The sequence below is a fragment of the Halorussus rarus genome (genome assembly GCF_003369835.1).
In the GTDB taxonomy this organism is placed as follows: domain Archaea; phylum Halobacteriota; class Halobacteria; order Halobacteriales; family Haladaptataceae; genus Halorussus; species Halorussus rarus.
Map to the genome: position 1 here is coordinate 1,481,684 of NZ_QPMJ01000001.1, position 17,281 is coordinate 1,498,964.

Annotated in this window: 19 protein-coding genes; 8 read left to right on the plus strand and 11 right to left on the minus strand. The window is 69.0% G+C overall.

Translation table 11 applies throughout. From position 1 onward, the window contains the following. Positions 1-19: 19 nt before the first annotated feature. Both DVR07_RS07120 and DVR07_RS07125 read left to right on the plus strand, forming a co-directional pair. Positions 20-907 (plus strand): 3-hydroxyacyl-CoA dehydrogenase family protein, encoded by an 888-nt coding sequence (locus DVR07_RS07120; protein WP_115796039.1) that lies wholly within the window; start codon positions 20-22, stop codon positions 905-907. Beyond that, positions 904-1,773 carry an enoyl-CoA hydratase/isomerase family protein gene (locus DVR07_RS07125; RefSeq protein WP_115796040.1) on the plus strand — a complete coding sequence of 290 codons (870 nt, stop codon included), beginning with the start codon at positions 904-906 and terminating at the stop codon, positions 1,771-1,773. The genes DVR07_RS07120 and DVR07_RS07125 overlap by 4 nt, the downstream gene beginning before the upstream one ends. A 23-nt stretch (positions 1,774-1,796) precedes the next feature. Here DVR07_RS07125 and DVR07_RS07130 read toward each other — a convergent pair whose 3' ends face one another. Further along, entirely contained in the window at positions 1,797-2,546 is a 750-nt protein-coding gene (locus DVR07_RS07130) for a helix-turn-helix transcriptional regulator (RefSeq protein WP_162829467.1), read from the minus strand. Positions 2,547-2,822: 276 nt separating this feature from the next. Between DVR07_RS07130 and DVR07_RS07135 the strand changes: the two genes are divergently transcribed. After that, positions 2,823-3,155: a DUF7344 domain-containing protein gene (locus DVR07_RS07135; protein WP_115796042.1), complete on the plus strand. Its 333-nt coding sequence runs from the start codon at positions 2,823-2,825 to the stop codon at positions 3,153-3,155. A gap of 36 nt (positions 3,156-3,191) precedes the next feature. Here the strand turns inward: DVR07_RS07135 and DVR07_RS07140 are convergent, their stop codons facing one another. After that, positions 3,192-3,944 (minus strand): 3-oxoacyl-ACP reductase family protein, encoded by a 753-nt coding sequence (locus DVR07_RS07140; protein WP_115796043.1) that lies wholly within the window; start codon positions 3,942-3,944, stop codon positions 3,192-3,194. Between the two features lie 61 nt (positions 3,945-4,005). On the opposite strand from DVR07_RS07140, the gene DVR07_RS07145 reads away from it, so the two are divergent. Further along, a complete protein-coding gene (locus DVR07_RS07145) occupies positions 4,006-4,620 on the plus strand; it encodes a DUF2391 domain-containing protein (protein ID WP_115796044.1) in 615 nt (204 codons plus the stop codon). A 361-nt stretch (positions 4,621-4,981) separates the two neighbouring features. Here DVR07_RS07145 and DVR07_RS07150 read toward each other — a convergent pair whose 3' ends face one another. Together DVR07_RS07150 and DVR07_RS07155 are read right to left on the minus strand one after the other, a co-directional pair. Further along, positions 4,982-5,407 carry an RNA-binding protein gene (locus DVR07_RS07150; protein WP_115796045.1) on the minus strand — a complete coding sequence of 142 codons (426 nt, stop codon included), beginning with the start codon at positions 5,405-5,407 and terminating at the stop codon, positions 4,982-4,984. A 413-nt stretch (positions 5,408-5,820) separates the two neighbouring features. Beyond that, positions 5,821-6,009: a DUF1918 domain-containing protein gene (locus DVR07_RS07155; protein WP_115796046.1), complete on the minus strand. Its 189-nt coding sequence runs from the start codon at positions 6,007-6,009 to the stop codon at positions 5,821-5,823. Between the two features lie 181 nt (positions 6,010-6,190). Here DVR07_RS07155 and DVR07_RS07160 point away from each other — a divergent pair, with 181 nt between their 5' ends. Further along, on the plus strand, positions 6,191-7,402 hold the full coding sequence (locus DVR07_RS07160) for a hypothetical protein (protein WP_115796047.1): 1,212 nt from the start codon (positions 6,191-6,193) through the stop codon (positions 7,400-7,402). Positions 7,403-7,425: 23 nt separating this feature from the next. Here the strand turns inward: DVR07_RS07160 and DVR07_RS07165 are convergent, their stop codons facing one another. Further along, a complete protein-coding gene (locus tag DVR07_RS07165) occupies positions 7,426-9,006 on the minus strand; it encodes an alpha/beta hydrolase (protein WP_115796048.1) in 1,581 nt (526 codons plus the stop codon). 420 nt (positions 9,007-9,426) lie between these two features. Here DVR07_RS07165 and DVR07_RS07170 point away from each other — a divergent pair, with 420 nt between their 5' ends. Continuing rightward, the gene (locus tag DVR07_RS07170) at positions 9,427-9,990 is read left to right on the plus strand and encodes an NUDIX domain-containing protein (protein ID WP_115796049.1); all 564 of its coding nucleotides are present in this window, start codon (positions 9,427-9,429) and stop codon (positions 9,988-9,990) included. Positions 9,991-10,024: 34 nt separating this feature from the next. Here the strand turns inward: DVR07_RS07170 and DVR07_RS22350 are convergent, their stop codons facing one another. Beyond that, positions 10,025-11,389 (minus strand): hypothetical protein, encoded by a 1,365-nt coding sequence (locus tag DVR07_RS22350; RefSeq protein ID WP_115796050.1) that lies wholly within the window; start codon positions 11,387-11,389, stop codon positions 10,025-10,027. 138 nt (positions 11,390-11,527) lie between these two features. Here DVR07_RS22350 and DVR07_RS07180 point away from each other — a divergent pair, with 138 nt between their 5' ends. Beyond that, on the plus strand, positions 11,528-11,995 hold the full coding sequence (locus tag DVR07_RS07180; protein WP_115796051.1) for an SPW repeat domain-containing protein: 468 nt from the start codon (positions 11,528-11,530) through the stop codon (positions 11,993-11,995). 54 nt (positions 11,996-12,049) lie between these two features. Here the strand turns inward: DVR07_RS07180 and DVR07_RS07185 are convergent, their stop codons facing one another. The 5 genes from DVR07_RS07185 to pyrB all read right to left on the minus strand — a co-directional run bounded on the left by DVR07_RS07185 (position 12,050) and on the right by pyrB (position 15,663). Beyond that, positions 12,050-12,295 carry a hypothetical protein gene (locus DVR07_RS07185; protein ID WP_115796052.1) on the minus strand — a complete coding sequence of 82 codons (246 nt, stop codon included), beginning with the start codon at positions 12,293-12,295 and terminating at the stop codon, positions 12,050-12,052. Between the two features lie 116 nt (positions 12,296-12,411). Next, on the minus strand, positions 12,412-13,233 hold the full coding sequence (locus DVR07_RS07190) for a hypothetical protein (protein WP_115796053.1): 822 nt from the start codon (positions 13,231-13,233) through the stop codon (positions 12,412-12,414). A gap of 109 nt (positions 13,234-13,342) precedes the next feature. Then, on the minus strand, positions 13,343-14,086 hold the full coding sequence (locus DVR07_RS07195; RefSeq protein ID WP_115796054.1) for a hypothetical protein: 744 nt from the start codon (positions 14,084-14,086) through the stop codon (positions 13,343-13,345). 204 nt (positions 14,087-14,290) lie between these two features. Continuing rightward, complete coding sequence (pyrI, locus tag DVR07_RS07200) at positions 14,291-14,752, minus strand: aspartate carbamoyltransferase regulatory subunit (RefSeq protein WP_115796055.1); 462 nt, start codon at positions 14,750-14,752, stop codon at positions 14,291-14,293. Beyond that, positions 14,749-15,663, minus strand: coding sequence for an aspartate carbamoyltransferase (pyrB, locus tag DVR07_RS07205; protein WP_115796056.1), 915 nt, complete (start codon positions 15,661-15,663; stop codon positions 14,749-14,751). The genes pyrI and pyrB overlap by 4 nt, the downstream gene beginning before the upstream one ends. Before the next feature lie 133 nt (positions 15,664-15,796). Here pyrB and DVR07_RS07210 point away from each other — a divergent pair, with 133 nt between their 5' ends. Then, positions 15,797-17,134: a cytochrome P450 gene (locus DVR07_RS07210; protein ID WP_115796057.1), complete on the plus strand. Its 1,338-nt coding sequence runs from the start codon at positions 15,797-15,799 to the stop codon at positions 17,132-17,134. Positions 17,135-17,281: the final 147 nt, after the last annotated feature.

Sequence of the window (17,281 nt, forward strand, 5' to 3'; positions counted from 1 at the left end):
GACGCCTTGTTACCCGATTATGAACGTAGCCGTACTCGGAGCCGGAACGATGGGTCACGGCATCGCGCAGGTGTCGGCGATGGCCGGCCACGACGTCACGATTCGCGACATCGAGCGGGACCTCGTGGATGGGGGCATCGACGCCATCGAGGACAACCTCCAGGGCGGCGTCGACCGCGACAAGGTCACCGCCGAGGAGATGGCCGCCGCGCTCGACCGCATCTCGGGGACGACCGACCTCGGCGAGGCCGTCTCGGACGCCGACCTGGTGGTCGAGGCCGTCCCCGAGGACGTGGAGCTCAAGAAGCAGACCTTCGAGGACGTGGAGGCCGCGGCGCCCGCCGACGCGGTCATCGCGTCGAACACCTCCTCGCTGCCCGTGACCGAGATTGTCTCGGCGCTCAACGACCCCGGCCGCGGCATCGGTCTGCACTTCTTCAACCCGGTCCACATCATGGAACTGGTCGAGGTGGTCGTGGGCGAGCAGACCGACGACGAGACCGTGGACTTCGCGACCGACTTCGTGAAGGACGCGGGCAAGACCGCCATCGAGGTGCGGGACACCGCGGGGTTCGCCTCCTCGCGGCTCGGCGTGGCGCTCGGCATCGAGGCCATGCGGATGGTCGAGGAGGGCGTCGCCAGTCCCCGAGACATCGACCAGTCGATGGAGCTGGGGTACAACCACCCGATGGGCCCCATCGAACTCGGCGACGTGGTGGGGCTCGACGTCCGGCTCGACATCCTCGAACACCTCCGCGAGGAGCTGGGCGAGCGGTTCCGCCCGCCCCAGATTCTCCGCCGGAAGGTCCGAGCCGGTAAGCTCGGCAAGAAGACCGGCGAGGGGTTCTACGTCTGGGAGGACGGCGAAATCGCGGGCGTCTCCGGCGACTGGGGTGGCGAGCAATGAGCCGCGACGAACCGAACGCCGACGGCGACGCCCCGGACGACGAGGGACCAGCGCCCGGTAGCCCCCAGGCCGTTGGGGCCGAGTGCGAGACGGTGGACGTCGCGGTCGGCGACCGCGTCGAGCACGTCGCCACGGTCACGCTCTCCCGTCCCGACGCCCGGAACGCGCTGAACGCCCAGTTGCGAGCGGAGCTCATGGACGTACTGGATGCCATCGAGGCGAGCGACGTCCGGGTGGTCGTGCTCACGGGCTCCGAGGAGTCGGGCGCGTTCGTCGCGGGCGCGGACGTGACCGAACTCCGCGAGCGCGGCCCGCTCGAACAGCGCGAGGTCAGCAAGCGCCCGCGGGTCTACGAGTACGTCGACGACCTCCGACAGCCGGTCGTCGCCGCGGTCAACGGCCACGCGCTGGGCGGCGGGTGCGAGCTCGCCCAGGCCTGCGACACCCGGATCGCCCGCGAGGGCGCCAAGCTCGGCCAGCCCGAGATCAACCTGGGCATCATGCCCGGGGGCGGCGGCACCCAGCGGCTCCCCCGGCTCGTCGGCGAGGGCCAGGCGATGAAGCTGATTCTCTCCGGGGAGCTCATCGACGCCGAGGAGGCCCGCGACATCGGTCTCGTCGACGAGGTCCACCCGGAGGGCGAGTTCGAGGACCGTGTCTACGACCTCGCGGGGTCGATGGCCGAGAAGAGCCCGCTGGCCCTCGAGTTCGCCAAGAAGGCGGTCAAGACCGCCGGCCGGACCGACCTCGAGCAGGGCATCGAGTACGAGGCCGAGCTGTTCGCCCACCTGTTCGCGTCCGAAGACAAGGACGAGGGCATCGACGCCTTCCTCGAGGACCGCGACCCCGAGTGGCGCGGCGAGTAGCGACCGAGTATCGAACCTGCGGCTCAACCCAGCGACGACTCCTCGGCCCGGTCGCGGAACGCCCGGTGCGTCGCCCGGCCCCAGTCGATCGCGGCCTCCGAGTCGTTCAGCAGCACGCCCCGGAGCTCGCCGTTCTCGTCGTAGACGATGAGCACGAGGCCCTCGGACTCGGAACCGACGAACCCGAAGGGGAGCGGCTCGTCGGTCCGCCGGATCGAGAGCCGCCCGGTCTCCAGCGCCTCCGCGAGCCGGTCGGTGTGGTCCTGCTGGAGGTACTCCAAGACCGGCGTCTCGAGCACCAGGTCGGCCGTCAGGTCGCCGTCGACGATCTCCTCGTGGAAGATGTCGACGAACTGGGCGAGCACGACCGGAGTGGCCCCGAACACGCGGTCGGCGCGCCGGACCAGGTCGTCGATGTACTCGACGGGCCGGGTCGGCGCGTGCCGCTCGGCGAGCACGGTGTCGGCCCCCAGCACCGGGTCGACCGTCACCGGCGCGTCGGCCGGCAGCACCGACAGCAGCCCGGCGCAGTCGTGGATGCCGGCCGCGTGGGTCTCGAACGCCCGGTACTCGTCGGCGAGCAGCCGGCCCACGAGCGTGAGACGGACTCCCTCGTCGGTCTCGGTCACGAGCCCCTGCTCCTCGAGCTCGCGCACCGCCTTGTACACCGTCGAGCGCGAGACGGCCAGTTCGTCGCGCAGGTCGCGCTTGGCGGTCGGGCCCTCGGCCAGCCTGTCGAGGAACGGTCTGCGCTTGACGACGGTCGATATCACGTCGCGAAAGTCCGCGTCGTTGGCCCCGGTCATATCAGTTCTCGGTGGGATGCTCCCTCTTTTACGACGCGCGTGACCTATTCGTTTCGGTGCCTTTCACGGCCCTCGGGGATGATTCGACGTCGGAGCGTCGCTCCTCGAACCCGGATCTGTTTCGTCCTTCGAAACGTGTCCGACGAGCGTACACGCGGTTCCGACGCCGAACCCAGTCCGGTCGATTACAGTCAAATGGTACCAAGGCTAGCGTTCCGGTGCGCGCGGCCGGAGGTGACACCCATGATAGGAAACAGAGACGATTCGGAGCCCGGACGACCGGCGCACGCGCCCGACGAGCGGGAACTGACCCCCCAGACCGTGTGGGACCTGCTCGCGGACTCGCTCAGGCGCCGAACGCTCCGGGCGCTCGACGCCGACGAGGGCCGGGTGGCGCTCGCCGACCTCGCCGAGCGAGTGGCCGACGAGCGACCGGTCGACGCCGTGGCGGTCCAGCTCCACCACAACCACCTGCCGAAGCTGGCGGCGTACGGCCTCGCGACCTACGACGCCGACGCGAACGAGGTCGTCGCCGAGAGCGTGCCGGAGTGGGTCGAACCGTTCCTCGACGCCTGACCCGCGGCGCGACGCCGGGAATCAGTCGGCCTCGAATCACCGCATCAGTTCGCCGCCGTTGACCTCCAGGGTCTCGCCGGTCACGAACCCGGCGTCCCTGAGGTACGCGACAGCCTCGGCGATGTCCTCCGGCTGTCCGAACCGACCCAGCGGGATCTCGGCCAGTTCCTCGCGCTTCTCCGCCTCGGTCCGGTCGGCGGTCATGTCGGTCTCGACGTGGCCCGGGGCGACCGCGTTCACCCTGACGTCCGGCGCGAAGTCCGCGGCGTGGCTCTTCGTCAGTCCGAGGATGCCGGACTTCGAGGCCGCGTAGTGGCACTCCACGGGAGCACCGGTGTGGGCCAGGATCGAGGAGACGTTGGTGACCGACGGCGTGGGCGCTGGGCCGTCGTCGCTCTCGGCCGCATCGCGGAGGTGCGGCAGGGCCGCCTTCGTCACGTTGAACGCGCCGTTGACGTTGGTGTCCATCACCCGGTCGAAGTCCGCCGGCGAGAGGTCCTCGGTGAAGACGTGCTGGTCGACCCCGGCGTTGTTGACGACGTGGGCGACGCCGCCGAAGGCCTCGACCGTCGCGTCCACGAGGTCCGCCGCGGCCTCGGCGTCCCCGACGTCCGCGCGGACCGCGACCGCCTCGCTGTCGGTCTCCTCCTCGATTCGCTCGGCGACCGTCCGGGCCTTCTGGGCGCTCGACGCGTAGTTGACCGCCACGTCGTAGCCGTCGCGCGCGAACCGCCGTGCGACGGCTCGACCGATACCCCGGGACGACCCGGTGACGAGTGCTGCGGGCATACCACAACGACGGCACGCCGCGACCTTGTCGCTTATGCCGGCCGAGCGTGACGGCCCACGCATGAGCGACCCCGGACCGGACCCAGACCCCAGAGGGAACGCCCGCGCCGGCGCGGACGCCGACGACCCGCTGGACGATCCCGAGATCGAGGACCTGCTCGACGAACTGGAGGAACTGGAGGAGACCGTCGACGACCCCGACGAGCGCGAGCAGGTCCGCGAGACGATGCGTATGGCCCGCCGGGTCTCGACGCCGGGCGCGTTCGGCCGGGTCATCCGGGGGTTCGACCGCCACGACGCCGCCGAGGCGCTGGTCGGCAGCGTGGTCGTCGGGGTGCCGATGCTGGTCGAGGGCGGGACGCTGGAGGTCGGGGCGTTCATCGCGGCCAACCCGTGGGCGTTCGGGGTGACGCTGCTGGGCGCGGTCGGGCTGGTGATCGGCGTGCTGTACGTCGCCGAGATCCAGCAGGTCGAGATCTACCGGCCGCTGTTCGGGGTGGTTCCCCGTCGGCTGGTCGGCGTGCTCGCCATCTCGTTCGCCACCGCGTTCGTCATGATGACCGCCTGGGGCCGGGTGACGTGGACCGAACCGTGGCTCGCGCTCTGCCAGGTCGTGGTCGCGTTCGCGCCGATGGCGCTCGGCGGCGCGCTCGGCGACATCCTGCCGGGGTCCTGAGCCGCCGGGGACCGGACTCTCGCGCCGCCGGCCGACGCGTCCGGAGCCGGACGCCCGCGGGCCGTCACGGCCGCCGCGACGGACCGACACAAAGTATATTAGCCCAGTGCGGGTAATGGTAGCTGTTGACGCGCGAATTCTGGTGATCCGTATGATAGAATGTCCACACTGCGGTTCGGAGCTGAATCGGCGAACTAACTCTCAGCAGCGGCGGAGCGGCGATCCGCTCGGCGCGAAATCGACCGGTTCAGAGCTCGTCTCCTGTCCGGACTGCGACGAGGTCATCGACGGGTTCTCCGCCCACTGACGTCCCCGACTCGCTCCCTTTTCGCGACCGACGCGCGCTCGCGACGTCCCGTCCTCACAGCGCCGCCAGCGCCTCGCGGGCGTTCTCGACCGCGGCGTCCTTCTTGGCCGGGTAGGCCTCGACCTTCGCCCGGAAGGTGATGCCCTCCCCGAGCGCGGCCTCGCCGCGGTACGCGGTCTGTTTGTCGAGTCGGAGGAACAGCGAGCAGTTCTCGTCGACGCGCTCGTCGAGTTCGTCGAGCAGGTCGTCGACGTCGGGGAGTTCGGCGACCTTCGAGAGGACGTGACGCATCTCGTCGGCGTTCTCGACCCGGGCCGAGAGCACCAGGATGCGGTCGCCGTGGTGGCCCTCGCTCTTCGCGCGCTCGATCTCGAACTCCTCGGGGAGGTAGGTCCGGAGCGCCTGCTCGACGCGCTTGTCGTCCTCGGTGGCGTAGCAGAACGCCCGGAGGTCGATGTAGTGGAACGGGACTTCGGCCATGGAGAGGGGTAGGAGGCCCGGACTGAAAAAGGCGTTTCGTTCGGTTCAGCGGGTCACGGGCGAGTTTCGGAGGCGGGCTTTCCGGTTCTGAGACCTAGCACACTCCACCGTGGCGCGCACTGGCGCGGCCCTCGTGGCCGCGCCAATGTGCGCGAGGGACGAGGAGCGCAGGCCGGAGCGTAGTGTAGGCCGAGCACCGCAAGAGGCTGGGGAGGGGTGAGGCCGTTGCGGGGCAGTGCGGTCGCGGAAATTCATATGTGACGGCAGTAGCTAGCTCAGTTACAGCTCCGACCGACCTCGAAACCGCGTAGCCGACCGGACAATTCAGAGTGGCACCCTTCACCGAGCGAAGCCGCGATGCCACTGGCCGACGGATCCACTGACGAAATACCGAACCGAGAAATCGCCGCGATCTACTCCTCGTCTTCGACCGCTTCGAGCGAGTCCTCGGGGATGCCGGTCTCTTGGCCCTCCTCGAAGCTGACGGTGTAGGTGCTGTCGCCGAACATCGTGTCCATCACCTGGGTGATCTGTCCCTCCTCGCCGTCGTACTCGCTGTGCTCGTCGTGCAGGATGACGCGGTCGTCTTCCTCGAAGCTCATGGTGTCGACTAACCTCGCGGCCGATAAAAGCGACCCGGTTCTGCGCGGCGGCCCAGCCGTTCCGGGCGGGCTCGCGCTACCGTGACAGACAAGCACATACTTTATATAATAGTTCTGGTAATACCGGATTGGATACCTCAACCGTGCGGAAAGCTACCAATTCACTTAAGGTGTCATAAACATGAAGAAGTCGAAAATCGGAGTCGGACTGATCGGAATCGGTTCCCTGTTGTTCGTGGCCAGGAGCGTCGCACCCGGCCTGTTCTTCACCGGGCCGCTGGAGATGCTGACCGCGATTCCCGGAGGTGCGGCGACGTTCGTCTGGTTCGGAATTCTCCTGTACGCGTACGACCGATACGGGCTGAGTCTCTCGCGGTCGTCCGGGACGACGCCGGGCCTCCAGCGACAGGACGTCATCGCGTCCACGAACTGGTCGCGCGAGAACAAACACCAGATCCGGAAGCTGTTCGGCGTCGGGCTGGCGACCGCGGGCGTGCTCGCGTGGGCGCTCTCGTCGGTCCTCGGCGTCGGCGGTCTCAAACTGCTCTGGCTGCTGGTCGCGGCCGTCGGCGTCGGCATGATCGTGCTGTCGTGGCGACTCGCCCGCGGCATCAAGGCCGACCACACCCGGGAGGTGTCGGTGCGACTGCCCGACCAGATCGCGCTCCACACCTTCCACGTCCGGCTTCGCCAGCTGGTCGAGGACCGGGGGTACGCCGTCGTCTCGGATACGTCGCCGAGCGAGGGCGGCCGCAGCGCCGCGTTCGCCGACGGCGTCTGGCTCTCCCACGGCAGTTTCAAGGCCCGGCGTCGTCCCGTGTCCGAGTCCCGGACGCTCGTCCCGGAAGTCGAGAACGATCCGTACCTCTCGAAGCTCCTGACCGCCATCACGGTCGGGTTCGTCGGCATCCTCGGCGGCATCAGCCTGACGCAGGTGCGTCCGGCGCCGACCGCGGCCGACCCGAACATGGCGCTGTACGACGGCGCTCACCTGCTCGGATGGCTGTTCGTGCTGGGCGGGGTCGGGCTGGTCGCCTACGGCTACGTCCGCCGAACGCGCGAGTGGGCCGAGATCTACTGCGTCGAGGAGGGGACGGTGTACGGGTCGAACGTCAACCTCTACGACGAGGCGACCCGGGCCGACTTCGACGGTCACGCGACGCCGAACGTCTCGGCGCCCGACACGGCCTGCGAGATCGTCGTCACGCTCGGCGGGACGTGTACCAGTCTCTACGACGAGCGTCAACTGGAGAGCGACCTCCAGTCACTGGCCGAGGCGGTGCAGGGCGTCGCGCGCGATCAGCGCCACGAGTTCTTCGAGGACGAGGCCGACCTCTCGCCCGGCGACATCGAGCGCCCGACCGAGCCGAGCAGTCGGTCGGTCAGCGAGTAGCACTGTCCGCGTCTAGCGGCCCATCATTCGCTCGCGGTCGTCGTCCCGCCGGGCGTATTCGAGTCCGTCTCGCCGGTCGCGGTCGTGGTACCGCTCCCCGTCGCGGTGTCATCCGCGACGGTGGTCCCGGTGGTCGTCCCGGGCGTGGCGGTTCCGCCGTCGGTGGTCTCGGACGGACCGACGTCGACGCCTGTCACCCGAACTGCGAACGCCGCCAGGTCGACCACGACCCGCTTCGCGACGTTGTTCTGCTCGAGGTACTCGGCGTTCCCCGGCTTGCCGGTGCCGGGCATGAAGAGGTGGTTAAGCCTGTCGTACCGCCGGACGGTGACGTTCGACTCGTCGGCGAGCGCGTTCTTCCAGAGCGGGAGGTCGTCCTCGACGGTGACCTGGTAGTCGCGCTCGCCGAACAGGAGCAACCGGGGGACGTCGAGGCGCCGGGCGGTCGCCAGGTGGTCGTACTCGGCGAGCGTGCGCCAGTACTCGTCGCCGCCGAGGAACACCACCTCGTCGTCCGGGAAGTCGAGCGAGCGTATCTGCTGGACCACTTGGCGCACCTGCTCGAGTCGGTCCCGCTCGGCCTCCGTTACGGTCCCGTCGCGGTTCGCGAGGTACTCGTTCTGGTCGAGGATCGCCCGACCGGCCGACCGGGCCAGGGGTGCGAGCATGACGACGCCCGCGAGGTTGTCGTCGCGGGCGGCGATGCGCGGGGCCAGCGTCCCGCCGATGCTGTGGCCGGCGACGACCACGTCCCCGTCGGCGACGATCTCGGTCTCGCGGAGTCGCTCGACCGCGGCGAGCGCGTCGTTGGTCACCGCCTCGTCGATGGTGATCTCGGCGAAGTCGACCTCGCACGCCGCGGTGCGCTTCTCGTAGCGGAGGACGGCGACGCCGCGGGAGGCCAGCCCCCACGCGAGGTCCTTGTAGGGCTTGTTCGGCCCGACGGTCCCGTCGCGGTCGCTCGGTCCCTGGCCGTGGACCAGCACGACGCCGGGCGCCCGCTCGACGCCCTCGGGGAGCGTCAGCGTCCCGCCGAGCGCGCAGGAGTCGGTCGCTCGCAGCGTCACCTCGCGCTCGGCGAACGACAACTGGTCGGCGTACGGCGGCGGCGACCAGTTCCCGGCCGGGGGCCGGAGCCGGAACCCGGCGATGCCCTCGGGACCGAACGCGACGATCACCTCGAGCCGGCCGCGGGCGAACTCGGCGACGCCCGTCACCACCTCTCGGTCGCCCTGGGAGGTGACCTCGAGTCCGGTCAGCACGCGGAACGCGCCGTACTCGTCCTCGAAGCCGGTCCAGACCTGGCGGAGCTGGTCGGCGGTAATCTGTTCGGCGACCGACGGGCTGAACCGCTCGTGGGCGGTCTCGTACGAGCCGTCGGCGATGAGGCCGACGAACTCCCTCGCCCGTCGCTTTACCTCCGCGGTGTCGGCGGAGGTGGCTGTCGTCGTCGATCCGGTCGCGGCGGTCGTCGTCGACGATTCGGCGTCCGTCTCGGTCGTCGCGGTTGTCGTGCTGTCGCCGGCGCCCTGACAGCCGGCGAGGAGCGCGGTCAGGCCGCTCCCCGCGGCGGTCAGGACGGTTCGTCGGTCGTGGTCTGGCATCGATCTGTGTCGTGAGCAGGTCGTCTGGGTCGGTTCGTTGCGTGCCGTAGTTCGTCGCTCGATCGAGGCGTCCGTCGACTCGGGCGGCCGGCAGCCGCAGGGCAATCCTGTTAGTCGCGTATCGTAAAGTGTCCTTTACTGTAAAGCCTACTTTACAATCCTACATAAAACCACCGTCGAGCGTCCGTCGCACTGCGACCCCGGGCCGAGTTCGCTGAACGGCGTCTCCCAGATCCGATGACTCCCGCCGGGTCGACTGCGGTCGAACCGCGTGACCGCGGGACAGCGTCGGGGCTCGGTCGACCGACCGAAGGCTTATTCTTGCGGCCCCCGAAACCTTCAGATTATGACTCGACGTCCCGCGCTCGCCGCCCGGTCGGCCCGCCCGCTCGGACCAGTGCCCCGGTCTCCGTCGCCGAGATGACGACCATCGACGACCTCTGGTACCTCGCCACGCAGGCCGAGCAGCGGGCCGAGCAGGCCCACCACCGGCTGACCGACAGCTACGACGAGTTCCTCGAACGCACCCACGCCCGCCGGGTCTCTCGGCCCCGGTTCCGGACGCTCGCCGAGCGCATCGCCGAGTTCGGCGCGCCCTACGGCGCCCACTCGGTCGTCTACCGGCCGTCGGGCGAACTCCTGCTCGTGCGCCACGCCGACGTCGGCATGTGGGTCGTCCCGGGCGGCGAGCCCGACCCCGGCGAGTCGTTCCGGGAGGCCGCCGAGCGCGAACTCGCCGAGGAGGCCGGCGTGGAGGCCACCTACCGAGGCCTGGCGATGAACGTCCGGGTCGAGGTCCGATGCGACGACTACTCGACGTGGGGCGTCCTCCCGCTGTTCGAGGCCCGCGTCGAGAGCGACCGGGCGCCCGACCCCGACGACCCGGACGGCGAGATCACCGACGCGCGGTGGTTCGACGACCTCCCCGAGGACACCCGCGACCGCGAGGACCTGCAGGCGTGGCGGGAGTTCGCGCTGGGGTGAGTCGCAGGGACCGCCGGGAAAAGAGATGACGCTACTACACTCGGTCCGCGTCGACCTCGTCTAGCTCGTCTGTCGCGACTACGATTTCGTCGTCGGTGATGCGCTCGATGCGGTCCTCGCGCAGTCGGTAGTACTCCTCGTCCTCGTCGACGCCGAGCCGAGACATGACCTTCTCGGCCAGACTCGGGTGAGGGTCGACGAAGGCCACGTTGTCGTTGACGTCGATGACCTCCCCGATCTCGTCCCCGGTCGCGTCGACGACCTGTTTGCCCTCGTCGGACTCCTCGGGCAGCACCCGGATCTCCTCGTCAGCTTCGACCGCGGCGCCGGTGTCGGTCTCGGCCACCGTCTCGGTCTCGGTCTCGACCACGGTATCGCCCTCGATTCCGGTGTCGGTTTCGTACTCGCCGCGCTCGACGAGGCCCGTTTCGACTGCCCGTTCGCCCACGACGTCGCGGTCGAGGAGCTCCCCGTCGACGACCTCCGTCGTGAGGCGGGTGCGGTCGGAGAGCTCCCGCTCGAACCGTCGGCGCGAGGTGAGGTAGGTGGTCAGGACGTCGTCGTCCGTGAACTCGCTGTCGATGTCGTACGTCTCGGTGTCGACGACCGCGTCCTCGCGGGTGTCGGCGTCGACGTCGACGACGTCGCCCTCCAGCAGCTGCTGGTGGACGGCGTCGACGTCGATTTGGGCCTCGAGGTCCCGGTCGGCGACCTCGTCGGTCTCGGAGACGTCGACGTCGGTGACGCGGGTCTCGACCGTGTAGCGGTCGACCTCCTCGATCGTCACGGTCCAGTCCTCCCGGACGTCGACGGTGACGTCGAACGGGTACTCGTCGTACTGTTCGAGCGACCCCGTTTCGACGTCGTCCGCGAGGAACCGGTCGGTACCGTACGAGCCCGCGTAATCGAACTCCGCGTCCTCGCCGACGACGTCGCACGTCTGGCACTCGCGGTCGGTGAGTTCCACGTCGACCACGTTCCGCTCGACGGTGTCGCGGTCGACGACCTCGCTCTCGAGGGTCGTCTCCTCGACGATGGTCTCCTCGACCACCGTCGTCTCGGTGACCGTACCGGTGATCGTCTCGCCCTCGAGGAGCCGTTCCTCGGCCTCCTCCCGGTCTAGCTCGTCGGCGTCCGAGACGACCGTGTCGAGGGTGGTGTCGCGGTCGCTCACCTCCAGCGGGACCCGGTCCTCGCTCTCGCCGCGGTAGGTGACGACGCGGTCCGTGTCGTCGACCTCCCGGTGGAACGCGTTCCAGTCGAGGCGCTCGTGGTCGTCCGTCACCTCGTCCTCGTGGACGAGTCGGATCTGGTCACCCTCGCGCACGGGGACGGTGTCGTGTTCGTCGGCCCACGTCTCGATGTCGTTCCGGTCGCTACTGATTCTCCGTTCTGTCATAGATAGCCTCTCATCTCCAGTACTGGGGCTCGGACTCGGTTAAGCGGAATGGCCCACCGTTCCGTATCGTCTCGTTACCCGTTCGGGGAGCCAGCAGACTCTTTGGGTCGCCAACGCAACCCCCGTACGTGAGAATCAATGAGCAACCGCAACACTGACGCCGAGTACGACGCGGACCGCGACGTCGATTCGGACATGGATCCGAACCCGTACGAGCGCGGCAAGTGGCTGTCGGGGATCATCGCGCTCATCGGCGCGTGGATGGTCCTGCAGGCGTTCCTGTTCGACATGGTCGCCTCGCAGTTCTGGAACGACGTCATCGTGGGCGCGCTCCTGCTCGTCGTCGGTGGGTACAACTACTCGCGACGGGGGAGCGACAAGGTCGGCAGCGTCGGTGCTGCAGCGGTCGCAGCGCTGCTCGGCCTGTGGCTGATCGCGGCCCCGTTCATGTTCGGGTGGGACGCCGGCGCCACCGAGGCGGTGAATCCGCTCGTGTTCTGGAACGACATCATCGTCGGCGCGATCACGTTCGGCATCGGGGCCTTCAGCGCGTACGCGGCCCGGGACCAGAAGCAGGAAGCCGAACGGCTCGGCCGCGAGGCCTGACGCGACGTCGGCGAGACCGCCCTCGACGAGGCTGTTTTCCGATCGGCGATTCCGCTACGTGACCTTCTTTCGGTGATAGACCGCGACGTGATACCTGGTGAGAACCACCGAGAACGCGACCACGAGCGCCGCGAAGAGGCCGATGAAGGCGAGCGAGCCGTCGTGAACGAAGCCGTTGATCAACTGCAGGAGTGCGAACGCCGGGAGACCGAGCGTGTAGATGCCCGTCCGGACCGGGAACTCCCGTACCATCTGGAAGAACGCGTCGTACTCGTCCGTCAGCCCTCTGTCTGCCCCCATATGTCTCGTTCACGGTCTTTCGAGGACGGAGTATAGTCTTTTCGGAGAGCGCCGACGGAACAAGCCCCGGTCGGAGAAGTAGTCGCCCCCGCAGCTCGTCATCCGGTCCGTCCGACTCAGCCGTGCGAGACGCCGTCGCGCGACTCGGCCTGCTTCCGGCGGAGAGCGGCCCGGGCGTTGCTGGCGTCGTAGCCGAAGAACACGTTCTCGCCGTACTCGCCGGCCACCTCGGCGGCGTGGATGAGATTGTCCACGTCCACGTCGACCGCGTAGAGCTCCACGCTGAAGGGGACGTCCAGCGCGTCGGCGAATCCGCTGGCGATGGTCTCGAGCCAGTAGGTGGTGGTGTAGGCCATGTCGTACAGGGGAACGACGAACTCGTCGACGTACTCTGAGAGCGCGTCGAGGTCCAGGCCAGCCCGCTCGTAGAGGTGGCCCGGATACGGGTCGGGGTAGAGCGTGAGGTAGGTCCGGCCCGGAATCCGGTCGGCGGCCTCCGCGACGAACTCGGTGACGACGTCGGCGCGCCACGCCATGCGGTCGTCGAACTCGCTCTCCTCGAACAGCCGATTGCAGCGGTCGCAGTGGCAGTACTCGGCGCGCGGGAAGCCGACGTCGTCGAGTCGGACGTCGGGGGTGGCCTCGGCGCAGTCCGAGACGATCTCGAGGACGCCCTCGCGGTAGTCCTCGCGGGTCGGGCAGACGTACGCCCAGTCGAAGTACGGCCGCTCGCGGGTCGCGCGCTCGCCCGCGTCGCTGACCGGCGCGAGGTCGGGCTCGGCGTCGACGGCGGCGTTGTCGCCGAAGCACGACACCATGTTCACCGCGCCGGCGACCGGCTCGGCCGACCGCCCGGTGACGTCCTTGACCTCGTAGAAGCCCGCGTCGAACTCCGGCCAGTCGAGTTCCTCCTCGTTGCGCGTGACGACGCCGAACATACCGGACGTTGGCGGGCGCGCGGGGTAAGTCGTTCGCTCTCGGGCGGTCGCTCGCCCTTCGCCTCGCGGTGTACCCGCGGTGTATCGCGCCGCGGCGACGTTCGGTCGGCTACCCGCGGTTACAACTGTCCGGTAGGCTGGCGTTGGACGCCGCCGACCGCGGGGCGTCGCCGACCGACCAGTTCGTGGCTTCGCCCTTCATCACCAGCGCCTCGCCGACCGTTCCGTTCTCGACGACGATGTCGGGCTTGTCGTCGTCGGTCGTCGGGTCGTACGTCGCCGGGTCGGACGCCTGACCGCCCAGCGAGGCGTTGCCGCAGAGGGTCGCGGCGTCGACGTCGAGTCGGTCGATGACGACCCCGGTGACGGTCTGGTTCCTGGTCCAGTGGCGGTCGAGCGTCCGGTTCTCGACGTTCGGGTCGATGAACCCGCCGCCGGGGATGCTGAGGATGGACTTGTTCCGGACGACCAGCGTCCCCGCGGTCACGTTCTTCAACCGCGCGCGCTCGAGGAAGAACTGGCCGACCGTCACGTTCGGGAGCGTGACGTTCGTCCGCCGACCCTCGGGTGTCGTGGCGTTGCGGATCACGACCTCCTCGACCGTCGCGTTCACCACCGTGGCGTTGCGGAGGAGCCACGTCTTGACCGTCACGTTGTCGAGCGAAACCTTGTACTGCAGGAGGGCGTCGCCGCCGCGCCGAACCGTCTCGTTCCCGTCTGCCGCATCGTCAGCGGCCGTCCCCGCCGCGCGGTCCGCGACGGCGCTACCGGTCGCGCCGCCGGCGACCGGACCGACGCCGGCCAGCAGGACCAGCGCGGCCACGGCGACCGCGGGGAGTGGTCGTGGGCTCATGTCCGCGAACGTACTCCGACGCGAAGGATAAACGAAAACGACCGTTTCCGACCGTTTCTCAACGTAACGGGACGTTATGGCGGGGTAGCAGACACTTATCCGTCGTCCCGGGAAGACGGACGCTCCGCCGCGTCGGTCTACGCGGTGCGTGGAAAGTCGATAGCCGGAGAAGCGGGGAAGCGGGACAGGCGAGGCGACGGCCGGTTACTCGACCGCGATGTGGGCCGCGAGGTCCTCGCGAACGATGGTCTCGCAGTACTCGCACCGGACGCCGTCGTCGAGCACCTCGAACTCGGTGTCGACGGGTTCGTCGGCGTTAGTGATGCAGTTGTGGTTGGGACACGACAGGACGCCGACCACGCGGTCGGGGCGCTCGAGGTACTGCTTCTCGACGACCTCGTAGTCCCGGATGATGTTGATGGTCGCCTCGGGCGCGATGAGCGAGAGCACGTCCACCTCGTCCTGGCTCAGCTCGCGGTCCTCGACCTTCACGATGTCCTTGTGGCCCATCTGGTCGCTCGGGACGTTCATCCCGACGCTGACCGTCTCGCCCGACGCGCCGTCGATGCCCAGGATGGCGAGGACGTTGAGCGCCTGGCCGGCGCGGATGTGGTCGATGACGGTGCCCCTCGGGATCTTGCTCACGCGGAGCTGGTGGTCGCTCATCGGTCTCCCTCCAGTAGCTGGTCGAGCAGCGCCATCCGGACCGGCACGCCGTTGTGGGCCTGCTCGAAGTAGGCGGCGTACTCGGTGTCGTCGACCTCGGGCGCGATCTCGTCGACCCGCGGCAGCGGGTGCATCACGGTCAGCTCGTCCTTCGCGTCTTCGAGAGTCTCGAGGTCGATGCCGTACTCGCCGGCGATCTCCTGGTACTCGTTCTCGTCGGGGAACCGCTCGCGCTGGATGCGGGTGACGTACAGCACGTCGAGCTCGGGCAGGATGTCGTCGAGTTCGGTGTGCTCGCGGACGTTCGCGCCGGCCTCGTGGAGGTCGTAGCGCACGCTCCGGGGGAGCTTGAGGCTCTCGGGGCTGACGAAGTGCTGGCTGGCGTCGAAGTTGGTCAGCGCGTGGGCCAGCGAGTGGACCGTCCGGCCGTACTTCAGGTCGCCCATGATGCCGATGGTGAGGTCGTCGAGGCCGGCGTTCTCCCGGATGGTGTAGAGGTCCAGCAGGGTCTGGGTCGGGTGGTGGCCCGCGCCGTCGCCCGCGTTCAGCAGCGGCACGTCCACGAACTCGCCGACCATCTTGGCCGCGCCCTGGCTCGGGTGGCGCAGCACGAGCGCGTCGGCGTATCCCGCGACGACCCGGGCGGTGTCGGCGAGGCTCTCGCCCTTCTTGACCGACGACGACTCGACGGTGCCCATGTCGACCGCGTCGCCGCCGAGGCGCTTGATGGCGGTCTCGAAGCTCATCTTGGTCCGGGTGCTCGGCTCGTAGAAGCACAGGCCCAGGATGGCGTCGGGGTGGCGGTCGCCGAACGCGGCCGGGTCGGCGTCGAACTCGGCCGCGCGGTCGAGGACCGACTCCACGTCCTCCCGGGAGAGCTGTTTCGCGGTTATGAGGTGGTCGTGCCGCATTGGTAGTGTATGGGTGGTGGGTGCTCCTTGAATCTCTCGGAGTGGGGCGGCGCCGCCGAGCGACGGCTAGGAAGCGAACTCCCGGCCCGCCCTCGCCGCTGGATTCATCCGGTTCCAGCCCAACAAGGTGTTGATGAGTTCCTCACCGCCCGGCCCGAACGGCGAACCGCTGTTCGGCAGCAGCCGCCGGTACGCCCGCGACCCGTTCCGGTTCCTGTCGGCGTGCGAGCAGGCGTACGGCGACGTGGTCCGGTTCGACCTCGGTCCGCTGGACACGTACCTCCTGACCGACCCCACGGACGTCGAGCGGGTGCTGGTCTCGGAGGCCGAGAAGTTCCGGAAGCCCGAGTTCCAGGACGACGCGCTCGGGGACCTGCTCGGGAAGGGGCTCCTGCTCAGCGAGGGCCAGACCTGGCGCGAGCAGCGCAAGCTCGCCACGCCGGCGTTCGCGCCGGGTCGGCTGACCGGGTTCGCCGAGAACATCGTCGCGCACAACGACGACCTGCTCGCCGACTGGTCGGACGGCGCCGAGGTCGACGTCGAACTCGACATGACGGAGGTGACGCTCGCGGTCATCGTCGACCTGATGCTCGGCACCGACCTGAACGACCGCCGGGTCCGGACCATCCGCGAGGCGCTGGAGCCGCTGGGCGCCCGGTTCGAGCCCGACCCCGTCCGGTTCGCCGCGCCCCGGTGGCTCCCGATGCCCGGCGACGGCGAGTACCGGAACGCGGTCGAGACGATGGAGGGCGTCATCGACGACATCGTCTCGGAGCGGCGAGGCACCCACGGCGACCCCGCCGCCGACGGGGGGCCGGACGACCTGCTCTCGATCCTGCTGCGGGCCCAGGACCGCGGCGAGCAGTCCGACCGCATGATCCGCGACGAGGTGATGACGATGCTGCTGGCCGGCCACGACACCACCGCGCTCACGCTGACCTACACCTGGTACCTGCTCTCCCAGCACCCCGACGTCGAGCGCCGGGTCCACGAAGAAGTCGATTCGGTGGTCGGCGACGACCCGCCGACGATGGCCGACGTCCGGGACCTGGGCCTCGTCGAGCGAGTCGTCGACGAGGCGATGCGGCTGTATCCGCCGGTGTACACGATGTTCCGCGAGCCGAAGGGCCGCGTCGAACTGGGCGGCTATCAGATTCCGGACGACGCCGCAATCATGCTCTCGCAGTGGGCGCTGCACCGCTCGGCGCGGTACTGGGACGCCCCCGACGCGTTCGACCCCGACCGGTGGACCCGGGACGTCGACCGGCCGCGGTTCGCGTACTTCCCGTTCGGCGGCGGGCCGCGCCACTGCATCGGCAAGCACCTCGCCAAACTGGAGGCCAAACTCATTCTCGCCCGGACTGCCCAGCACTACCGGCTCGAATACGCCCGGCAGCGCGACCCGGAGCTTCGGCCGACGCTGACGATGCACCCCAAGGACGGGATGCCGATGCGGGTCCACGAGCGGTGAGCGGTCGGCGGTCTGGTTCGAGCGACGACCGCATCAAGGTTTAAATCCGAGAACGGGTCCCGACCGGACGCCTCGCGCGGTCGCCCGCCGTCGGGGGCGGGGACCACCAGTCCGACTACCCCGAAAGGGCTGAGCCTTAAGATTCCC

Bases quoted from the DNA above. Each gene is read 5' to 3' on its own strand.
- DVR07_RS07120 (WP_115796039.1), top strand. From the start codon at position 20: ATGAACGTAGCCGTACTCGGAGCCGGAACGATGGGTCACGGCATCGCG.
- DVR07_RS07125 (WP_115796040.1), top strand. From the start codon at position 904: ATGAGCCGCGACGAACCGAACGCCGACGGCGACGCCCCGGACGACGAG.
- DVR07_RS07135 (WP_115796042.1), top strand. From the start codon at position 2,823: ATGATAGGAAACAGAGACGATTCGGAGCCCGGACGACCGGCGCACGCG.
- DVR07_RS07140 (WP_115796043.1), bottom strand. From the start codon at position 3,944: ATGCCCGCAGCACTCGTCACCGGGTCGTCCCGGGGTATCGGTCGAGCC.
- DVR07_RS07145 (WP_115796044.1), top strand. From the start codon at position 4,006: ATGAGCGACCCCGGACCGGACCCAGACCCCAGAGGGAACGCCCGCGCC.
- DVR07_RS07150 (WP_115796045.1), bottom strand. From the start codon at position 5,407: ATGGCCGAAGTCCCGTTCCACTACATCGACCTCCGGGCGTTCTGCTAC.
- DVR07_RS07155 (WP_115796046.1), bottom strand. From the start codon at position 6,009: ATGAGCTTCGAGGAAGACGACCGCGTCATCCTGCACGACGAGCACAGC.
- DVR07_RS07160 (WP_115796047.1), top strand. From the start codon at position 6,191: ATGAAGAAGTCGAAAATCGGAGTCGGACTGATCGGAATCGGTTCCCTG.
- DVR07_RS07165 (WP_115796048.1), bottom strand. From the start codon at position 9,006: ATGCCAGACCACGACCGACGAACCGTCCTGACCGCCGCGGGGAGCGGC.
- DVR07_RS07170 (WP_115796049.1), top strand. From the start codon at position 9,427: ATGACGACCATCGACGACCTCTGGTACCTCGCCACGCAGGCCGAGCAG.
- DVR07_RS22350 (WP_115796050.1), bottom strand. From the start codon at position 11,389: ATGACAGAACGGAGAATCAGTAGCGACCGGAACGACATCGAGACGTGG.
- DVR07_RS07180 (WP_115796051.1), top strand. From the start codon at position 11,528: ATGAGCAACCGCAACACTGACGCCGAGTACGACGCGGACCGCGACGTC.
- DVR07_RS07185 (WP_115796052.1), bottom strand. From the start codon at position 12,295: ATGGGGGCAGACAGAGGGCTGACGGACGAGTACGACGCGTTCTTCCAG.
- DVR07_RS07190 (WP_115796053.1), bottom strand. From the start codon at position 13,233: ATGTTCGGCGTCGTCACGCGCAACGAGGAGGAACTCGACTGGCCGGAG.
- DVR07_RS07195 (WP_115796054.1), bottom strand. From the start codon at position 14,086: ATGAGCCCACGACCACTCCCCGCGGTCGCCGTGGCCGCGCTGGTCCTG.
- pyrI (WP_115796055.1), bottom strand. From the start codon at position 14,752: ATGAGCGACCACCAGCTCCGCGTGAGCAAGATCCCGAGGGGCACCGTC.
- pyrB (WP_115796056.1), bottom strand. From the start codon at position 15,663: ATGCGGCACGACCACCTCATAACCGCGAAACAGCTCTCCCGGGAGGAC.
- DVR07_RS07210 (WP_115796057.1), top strand. From the start codon at position 15,797: ATGAGTTCCTCACCGCCCGGCCCGAACGGCGAACCGCTGTTCGGCAGC.